Source organism: Rhizomicrobium sp. (genome assembly GCF_056722145.1).
Genome location: NZ_JBWZET010000335.1, coordinates 1 through 8825 on the forward strand (window position 1 = coordinate 1; position 8825 = coordinate 8825).

Annotated in this window: 9 protein-coding genes and 1 pseudogene; 1 reads left to right on the forward strand and 9 read right to left on the reverse strand. The window is 63.2% G+C overall.

What is annotated here, in order from left to right:
• A partial coding sequence (locus AC1P6P_RS17950) for an AAA-associated domain-containing protein (RefSeq protein ID WP_481403817.1) occupies positions 1-245 on the forward strand: 245 nt, incomplete at its 5' end.
• A gap of 63 nt (positions 246-308) precedes the next feature.
• On the opposite strand, the gene AC1P6P_RS17955 is transcribed toward AC1P6P_RS17950, so the two are convergent.
• The 9 genes and pseudogenes from AC1P6P_RS17955 to AC1P6P_RS17995 all read right to left on the reverse strand — a co-directional run.
• On the reverse strand, positions 309-707 hold the full coding sequence (locus AC1P6P_RS17955; protein ID WP_481403818.1) for a GFA family protein: 399 nt from the start codon (positions 705-707) through the stop codon (positions 309-311).
• A gap of 10 nt (positions 708-717) precedes the next feature.
• Positions 718-1491 carry a hypothetical protein gene (locus AC1P6P_RS17960; protein ID WP_481403819.1) on the reverse strand — a complete coding sequence of 258 codons (774 nt, stop codon included), beginning with the start codon at positions 1489-1491 and terminating at the stop codon, positions 718-720.
• Positions 1492-1581: 90 nt separating this feature from the next.
• Entirely contained in the window at positions 1582-2292 is a 711-nt protein-coding gene (locus tag AC1P6P_RS17965; RefSeq protein ID WP_481403820.1) for a hypothetical protein, read from the reverse strand.
• A 434-nt stretch (positions 2293-2726) separates the two neighbouring features.
• Positions 2727-4070, reverse strand: coding sequence for a M28 family peptidase (locus tag AC1P6P_RS17970; RefSeq protein WP_481403821.1), 1344 nt, complete (start codon positions 4068-4070; stop codon positions 2727-2729).
• Positions 4071-4342: 272 nt separating this feature from the next.
• Positions 4343-5371: a ketol-acid reductoisomerase gene (gene ilvC, locus AC1P6P_RS17975; protein WP_481403822.1), complete on the reverse strand. Its 1029-nt coding sequence runs from the start codon at positions 5369-5371 to the stop codon at positions 4343-4345.
• 233 nt (positions 5372-5604) lie between these two features.
• Positions 5605-6114, reverse strand: coding sequence for an acetolactate synthase small subunit (gene ilvN / locus AC1P6P_RS17980; RefSeq protein WP_481403823.1), 510 nt, complete (start codon positions 6112-6114; stop codon positions 5605-5607).
• Positions 6111-6383, reverse strand: a complete 273-nt coding sequence (locus AC1P6P_RS17985) for a DUF6881 domain-containing protein (RefSeq protein ID WP_481403824.1) — start codon at positions 6381-6383, stop codon at positions 6111-6113. Before AC1P6P_RS17985 ends, ilvN begins: the two co-directional genes overlap by 4 nt.
• Positions 6383-8143, reverse strand: coding sequence for an acetolactate synthase 3 large subunit (locus AC1P6P_RS17990; protein WP_481403825.1), 1761 nt, complete (start codon positions 8141-8143; stop codon positions 6383-6385). The genes AC1P6P_RS17985 and AC1P6P_RS17990 overlap by 1 nt, the downstream gene beginning before the upstream one ends.
• Before the next feature lie 268 nt (positions 8144-8411).
• Positions 8412-8825: pseudogene (locus tag AC1P6P_RS17995) on the reverse strand (tRNA (adenosine(37)-N6)-dimethylallyltransferase MiaA); the annotation flags it as partial.

Consider the following 8825-nt stretch of genomic DNA (forward strand, 5'->3'; position numbering starts at 1 on the left):
GCAAGGTGATCTTCCAGCGCACCCTCGTCGCCAACGTGCCGTTCGCCGCCCACATCCGCAAAGTGCTGGACGAGCGCACCAGCCACACTGCGCCGCGCCGCCGCTTCATCGACGAACTCGAAGACAAGATGACCGAGGACGCCGCCGACGAAACCCTGCGCGCCATCACCAGCTGGGGCCGCTTCGCCGAACTGTTCTCCTACGCCGCCGAAAGCGAGACGTTCAGTCTGGAAAATCCGACGTAGTTTTCTGCCCCCGCGGGCGAGACGGTCTCGTCACCGGCACGCAAACCGTGGGGGGCAGAAAAGTTACTGTTTCTCGTGGCCCGGCAACGCGTGCAGGTCGAGGGCCCAGGCGAGCGCCGAGCGGGTCCAGATTTGTTTTTGCGGCGCCAACTCGCGGCGCTGGTCGAGGGTGCCGACGCGCAGGGTGATGTCGTCGGGATTGGCTTCCACCGCGCCCGAATAAAGCGGCGAGCCGCAATCGGGACAAAAGGCATGGGCGCGCTGGCGGCCGCTTTCGGCCGTCTTGATCCACACTTTCGGCGCCCCGGACAGCAGCGTGAAGCCCGTGGCGCGCACCACGATGCGATAGGCCGAGCCGGTCAGCTCCTGGCAATCGGTGCAATGGCAGACGGTGGCCGTCGCCGGATCGGCCTCGGCTTTGAACGTGATCTTGTGACAGTAGCAGTGACCGGTGACGTGCATGGCGTATCCTTCAATCGTCCGTCGCGCGAGGTTCGGTGATGAACCCTATTTTCGTGATGCGCTTGCCCGGTTTACCCAATTTCGGGAGATCGGACACTGGAATTTTGCTCGCGACAGCGAGATCGGGAAGCGAATAGCTCACGGCAAATGCCGCCTTGCCGTCCTGATAGAAGAAGCGCAGCTTTGCGGTCTGCCAGTTCGACGGTTCCATCTGAATCTTATCTGCCGAGAGGATCTTGACGGGATCCTTGCCGTCCAGGCGGTAGAAGAACAGGGTCTGGCGATCGCCCTCGTCGATCCGCTCGTCATGATTGCTATCGGCATCAGCAACCACCATCGCGAGCCCGACCACATGCGTTGCAAAGCCGTGGCCTTCACCATGGGCAAAATCGTAAACCCACATATTGTCGAGGATCGCCCGTTCACCGTGGCCAAACAGCCAATGGCTGGCACCCGCCTTTTCATCCACGACAAGAAGATTGCGGGCCATCGAGACGTCGGCTTGCGGGTTGGTGGGATTGGTTCGCCTTTCCGTGAGCACAAAAAGCCGCTCGCTATTTGCGCTGTCCAGCATCCCGGTCGCATCGGCCGGGTCGAGCGAATAGCTTGTCTTCGGTTCCCAACGCCGCTGGAATTCCGCCAACCTCTCATTGCTGCTACGTGAGAAGTAGACGTCTGATCCAATCGAGATGGCCAGAAAGATCGCGGCCAGGAGCAAGGCCGCCAGCAGCAACAGCGCATTGAACCGCCACACGAAGCGGAAAAACCTGCTTTCGTCCGGCATGTCGCCTCCAAAATCATTCTGCACGAGGCACCTGGGTCCCCTTCCCGTCGCCGCGCTTCGCTAGCTCCGCCGGGGATGACAGAGGGTGTGCTACTGCGGCATTCCCTCGACTTTCACCTTGGACACCAACGTGAAATCAGGCAGGGCATAAGTGGCGAGGTAGCCTTCGCCGGCATCGCGGTAGCCGACTTGATATTCCTTGTTCTTCTGCACCGTGAACCAGATCGCATCGGCCGTCAGCAGCTTCTCGGGCCCGGCGGCGGGGAAGCGCACCACGTAGAGCGTCTGGCGATCTTCCGACGTGAGCACGCCGTCGCCGTTGCTGTCGGCATCGATCACTTTCATCACCACGAGATCGATCGCGATGTCGTCGTCGACTTCCGGCTCGTGCCAGTACCAGCGCCCGGTGAGGACGGTTTCCTGGCTGACGATGGCGCGGTCAAAACCCTGAAACAACCATTTGTTGGCGCCGGTCTTCTTGTCGACGATCAGCAGATTGACCGTCGCCGAGGCCTCGGGCGTGACGGCGCGGCCGTTCACCTTGCCCCAGCGCACCAGGCGGAAGAGTTCGAAATCATCGCGCGCGGTGTCGCCGCCGATGAGAAGATCCTGCTCGAGGTCATAGCGATAGCACGACTTGACGGGCGCGGCCGCGACCGGCGGCGGCGGCACGATGTAGTTCCACAGCGGCTGCTTGATCCGCTCTTTGGACAGCAGCACCACGAAGGCGAGCAACGCCACCAGCGCCAGGAACACCAGCACCGCATTGATCCGCCAAAGGACTTTGAAAAATCCCGCCATCACCACCCCTGCCCGGTCGGCACTATGCCGAATGCGGGGCGGTTTTGCGAGCCGGGCACGGGGCCGGATGCAGTGATGGGGATATAGCGTAGATGGGGAAACCTCCCGCAATCTTCAAGGGGAGTTTTCTCGATTTCCATACTGCTGCGACAGCGCCGGCGCGAAGCAAGGCGAGTCAAAGACTTGTCCGCCGCCGCGCGTCGCGTGACAGCGCTGGCTGTCCGTGCGAACCGTTTGCAGTACGAATGCCACAGCGGCGAAATTTTTACGGCGGGTCCAATCTGTCAGGTATCTACCCGGTTCGTACCCCCCTCCGTCGCTTCGCGACACCTCCCCCGCTCTTTCACCATGATGCGGCGTTGAGATCGCGCACCGCGGGGGAGGAAAGCGAGATAATCATCTCGCCAAAATAGTGGGCGAAGGAAAGAGGGGGCCTATCGCCCCGCCGGCTTGGTGTGGAAATCGATGTCGGATTCGGCGATCAGATAAATGAGGCTCGCCCACACCGCGACGTTCTGTTGAAGCTGCACCGGATCGACGACGGCAAGGGTGTCGTCGGCGGAGTGGTGGTAATCGAAATAGCGCGTCGCATCGTTCGAGACGCGCAGGATCGGCACACCGGCCGCCTGCAAGCCACTGATGTCGGAGCCGCCATGCCTGGGCGGTTCGGGCGACACGATCACCTTCAGCGGCGCCATCACCTCGTCGAGGCCGGGCACGCCTTGCGGCAGCGCCAGCGCAAAAACGCGGTCGGCACCGAGATCGCTTTCGCCGGCGATGACGATCTTCTCGCCGGTGTGGGCCGCGGCATAGGCCTCGGACGAACCGCCATTCTCCTCCGACCCCCACAACACGACGCGAATGGTGCGGCGCGGATGCTGCGGCAGGCCGGCGATCAGCTTCGCCGCCGCGGTGGTGATGGCAACACCGGCGCCGTCATCGATCGCACCGGTGCCCGGGTCCCAGGAATCGAGATGGCCGCCGATGACGACCACTTCATTGGGCTTCTCGCTGCCCTTGATCTCGCCCGAAATGTCGAACGACACCGCCTTGGGATTGATCGAGGATTGCAGATCGAGGTGAAGGCGCACGGGCCCCTGCTTGGCGAGCGTGGCGATCAGATCGGCATCGGGCACGCCGAGCGCGGCGCACGGAATGTGCGGGCCCGGACCGCCACTGGTGCCGGTGTGCGGCGCGCGGCTGTTGGAGGTCGAAATCGAGCGCACCAGATAGGCCACAGCGCCGCGCTTGGCGGCCTCGCCATCGCCGTAACGCGCCTGCACCGCCGCACCATAGCCGGAGCCGTCCTCGGTGCGCGTCATCGGCTGGTTGACGACGACGATCTTGCCGGCGAGCGAACCGGGCGCCTGCTGCAGCAGCGCGGCATAGGTGGAAAACACCGCGACCTCGGCGGTGAGGCCGCCCTTCGGCGTCGGCAGCGAATTGCCGAGGCCGATGAGGGCGAGCTTCTGCGGCACCGGCGCGATGACCTCGGCGGCTTCGGCGCCCCTGATCCAGGCCGGCTTCGCGAACGGTTCGACATGGACGTTGACGAAGCCGAGCGCCTTCAACCGGGCCACCGCCCAATCGCGCGACCGCTGGTAGGCCGGACTGCCGATCGGGCGCGGACCGATTTCGGAGGTCAGCGATTCCAGGATGGTCCAGGCAGTGGTGTCGGTGAGCGCGGCATCGCGCAGCTGCGCCGCGGTTTCCACATTGCCGGCGAACGCAGGACTCGCCAAGACGGCAGCGATCAAGGCGACGGCGAATTTGGGCATGGTGCGGCTCTCATCCTGCGACGGCGGCCAAGATCGCGCGCAGGCGTGCCGAGGTCGAACAAATAAGTGACGCACTTTCCTGCCCCCGCGGGCGAGACGATTTTGCCATTCGCACGTAGACCGTGGGGGAAGTGGCGCGACGCGCCAAAGGGGGCTCGCCAACACCTGAAGCCCCCTTTCCCGCCAAGTGGCGGGACTTCCCCTACGGTCACAGTGGAGCGGAAAAAATCATGCGCCCGCGGGGGCAGAAAGACGCCCGCGGGCCATTGCGGTCACCCTTCGCCGCCGGTCTTGTCCTTGTCCACCAGCTTGTTCTTGCCGATCCAGGGCATCATGGCGCGGAGCTTGCCGCCAACCTCTTCGATCGGGTGCTCGTTGTTGATGGCGCGGGTGGCCTTGAACGACGGCTGGCCGGCCTTGTTCTCGAGCACCCAATCGCGCGCGAACTTGCCCGACTGGATGTGCTTCAGGGCTTCGCGCATCGCCTGCTTGGTTTCGGGCGTGATGATCTTCGGGCCGGTGACGTATTCGCCGTATTCGGCGGTGTTGGAGATCGAGTAGTTCATGTTGGCGATGCCGCCCTCGTAGATCAGATCCACGATCAGCTTCACCTCGTGCAGGCACTCGAAATAGGCCATTTCCGGGGCGTAGCCGGCTTCGACCAGCGTTTCCCAGCCGTTGCGGATGAGTTCGACAAGGCCGCCGCACAACACCACCGGCTCGCCGAACAGATCGGTTTCGCATTCCTCGCGGAAGGTGGTTTCGATGATGCCGGAGCGGCCGCCGCCGATCGCCGACGCATAGGCAAGGCCGAGGTCGTGGGCGTTGCCCGACGCATCCTGCGCCACCGCGATCAGGCACGGCACGCCGCCGCCCTTCTGGTATTCGCTGCGCACCGTGTGGCCCGGACCTTTGGGCGCCACCATGATGATGTCGAGGTCTTTGCGCGCCTCGATCAGGCGGAAATGGATGCTGAGGCCGTGCGCGAAGAACAGCGCCGCGCCCTGCTTCATGTTGGGGGCGAGGTCGTCCTTGTAGATGTCGGCCTGCAGTTCGTCGGGCGTCGTCATCATCATGACGTCGGCCCATTTGGCGGCGTCGGCGTTGGTCATCACCTTGAAGCCGGCCGCTTCCGCCTTCTTCCAGGAATTGCCCGGACGCGCCGCAATGACGATGTCCTTGACGCCGCTATCGCGCATGTTCTGCGCATGGGCGTGGCCCTGGGACCCGAACCCGATGACGGCGACCTTCTTGGTGGTGATGAATTTCAGATCGGCATCCCGATCGTAGTAGACGCGCATAGCCTTCTTCCTCTTGCAGTCCTGTCGCGGGGGGCGCGCAGGGGGTCGGCGCCGGAATGCGCCGGAATAGATGGCCGGGTCAAGCCCGGCGAAACCAAACCCGGGCGAGCGGGAAACGCCCCCCTCACCCGCAAAATCTAGCACTTAGCCTCGAAGCGCGATGCGTCGCCGATCGTGTGCGCGGCTAAGTGCAAGATTTTGCGCCCTCTCCCACAAGGGGAGAGGGAACGCATTCACATCGCGTCGGGACCGCGGCTGATGGCGGCGACGCCGGTGCGGGAGATTTCGACCAGGCCGAGCGGACCCATCAGGTCGACGAACTGGTTGATCTTGTCGGGGCTGCCGGTGATCTCGAACACAAAGCTCGTATGGGTGGTGTCGACCGGGCGGGCGCGGAAGGCATCGGCGATGCGCAAGGCTTCCACCCGTTGTTCGCCGCGGCCAGCGACTTTGACCAGCGCCATTTCGCGCGCAATGGAAGGCATGTCCACCGTCCAGTCGACGACGCGATGCACCGACACGACGCGGCCGATCTGGGCGCGGATCTGCTCGAGGATTTCGGGCGTGCCCGAGGTCACGATGGTGATGCGGCTGGTGTGCTGGCTGGGATCGACTTCGGCCACCGTCAGGCTTTCGATGTTGTAGCCGCGACCCGAGAACAGGCCGACGATCCGGGCCAGCGCACCGGCTTCGTTGTCGACCAGCACCGCGAAGGTATGACGTTCGATACGGTTCGTGCTCATCTGCGCTTCATCCAAAGTTTCTGAAATTCCTCAGCCGCGATGGTCTTGGGTTCGAAGCCCGGCTGCTCGGCGATCTCCTTGAGCGAGGGTACCGGCAGCGAGCTTAAGGCGGTGCCGCCCACTTCCTCTTCCGCATTGGCGTAGCCCTTGCGCCCGTTGGCCCACAATTCAATCCGGCGCAGCTCATAGCCGTCATCGCCGATCTCGCTGTAGAGATGGACCGGATCGCCGGGATTCTTATGAACCCATTTGACATAGAGATAGCGCATCAGACCAACATCTTTCCGGCTTCGGAGACTTCGGTTTCCTCGGCGTCGCACAGGATCATCTCGTTGTGGGCGGCGCCCGACGGGATCATCGGGTAGCAGTTTTCCTCCTGATCGACGATGCAGTCGAACAGCACCGGCTTTTTGCAGTCGATCATCTTGAGGATCGCGGCGTCGAGGTCTTCGGGCTTGTCGCAGCGGATGCCGACGCAGCCGAACGCCTCCGCCATCTTGACGAAATCGGGCAGCGCCTCGGAATAGGAATGCGAATAGCGCCCGCCGTGCAGCAATTGCTGCCACTGGCGCACCATGCCGAGATAGCGGTTGTTGAGGATGAAGATCTTGATCGGCAAGTCGCTCTGCACCGCCGTCGCCATCTCCTGCATCGTCATCTGAACGCTGCCTTCGCCGGCAATGTCGATGACGAGGCTGCCGGGATGGGCGAGCTGGACGCCGAGCGCGGCGGGAATGCCGTAGCCCATGGTGCCGAGACCACCGGACGTCATCCAGCGATTGGGCTGTTCGAACTTGTAGCGCTGCGCCGCCCACATCTGATGCTGACCGACTTCGGTGCAGATATAGGTGTCGAGATCCTTGGTCAGTTCATAAAGCCGGTCGATGGCGTATTGCGGCTTGATGCCATGGCCGTTCTGCCGGTAGGCGAGGCAGTTCTTGGCGCGCCAGCGATCGATCTGCTCCCACCATTCGGCCAGCGCCTTCTGATCGGCCTTGTATTCCTTCTGCTTCCACACCCGGACCATGGCTTTGATCGCCTGGCCGGCGTCGGCGATGATCGGCAGATCGACGCGGATGTTCTTGTTGATCTGCGACGGGTCGATGTCGAGATGGATCTTCTTCGAACCCGGCGAGAAGGCGTCGATGCGGCCGGTGACGCGATCGTCGAAACGGACGCCGAGCCCGATCATCACATCGCAATCGTGCATCGCGTTGTTGGCTTCGTAGGTGCCGTGCATGCCGAGCATGCCGAGCCACTTGTCGCCGGAGGCGGGATAGGCGCCCAGCCCCATCAAGGTCGAGGTCACCGGAAAACCGGTCAGCTCGACCAATTCGCGCAAATGCTCGCTGGCGGCGGGACCGGCATTGATGACGCCGCCGCCGGTATAGAAAATCGGCCGCTTGGCCGAGGCCATCATCGCGACCGCCTGGGCGATAGCGTCGCTGTCAGCCTCGAAGGGCGGCCGATAAGTACGATGTGCCACGCTGTCGGGCTCGACATAGAAGCCCTTCTTGAACTGGATGTCCTTGGGGATGTCGACGACGACCGGGCCGGGACGGCCGGTGGTGGCGATCTGGAAGGCTTCGTGCAGGATGCGCGGCAGGTCGGCGATGTCCTTGACCAGCCAATTATGCTTCGTACACGGACGGGTGATGCCGACGGTATCGCATTCCTGGAAGGCGTCGGTGCCGATGAGGTGCGTGGCGACCTGACCCGACAGAACCACCAGCGGGATCGAATCGAGCAGCGCATCGGCCAGGCCCGTGACCGCATTGGTCGCACCGGGGCCGGAGGTGACCAGCGCCACGCCGCATTTGCCGGTCGAACGGGCGTAACCTTCCGCTGCGTGAATGGCGCCCTGCTCATGGCGGACGAGGACGTGAACGAGATCGTTGGCGGCGAACAGCGCATCGTAAATCGGCAGCACCGCCCCGCCCGGATACCCGAACAGGTGCTCGACACCGTGGTCCTTGAGCGCCTGGATGACCATTTCGGCGCCGGTCATTTCTTTAAGGGGTGGGATCATCGTCTCGTCCTGGTCTCTCTCGCGCGCCTTTTAACCTTATTCGGTTTCGATTTCCTGGCGCTGTCGACTGTCTCTCAAACGTGGGTCTCTTTCGAAAAAGCGAAAGGGGCGTCGCCGCCCCTTTTCCGCATACCGCCGCCATCCGGGAACCGGGTCATGCCCGGCCGGAAAGCGGCCTCCTAAGTACTACGATCGTCCGGTGAAACACGGGGCGGTCCTTTCGGTTGGCGCGCAAACTATGGATGCGGCGGCCGCCCGTCAAGCAATTTTAGGAGAGTACTTGTCGCATCCGAGACACAAAGTTACCGTCCGCATCGACTGGCAGCCAAGTCCAGTCAGCCATCCGATGGCGGAACCACGTCACTTGGCGCTTGGCGAACTGGCGCGTGGCGGTGACCGCCAGGGTGATCGCGTCCTCGGCTGCCAGCTCGCCGCCTTCAAGCGCGATAAGCTGCCGTAATCCAAGGATTTTTGCTGCCGGAAGCGACGGATCGAGATGTTTCAGGATGGCGACTTCGCCAAACGCGCCCTGGTCCAGCATCTTGAGGAAGCGGATGCGGATACGCTCGCGCAATTCGAAACGGTCGAGATCGAGGACAAAACGGGCCAGCCGCAACCCGGCCAGAACCGGTGTTCCGGCCTCTTTCTGCCAGCTTGCCAGCGGGCGGCCGGTCGCCTCCAG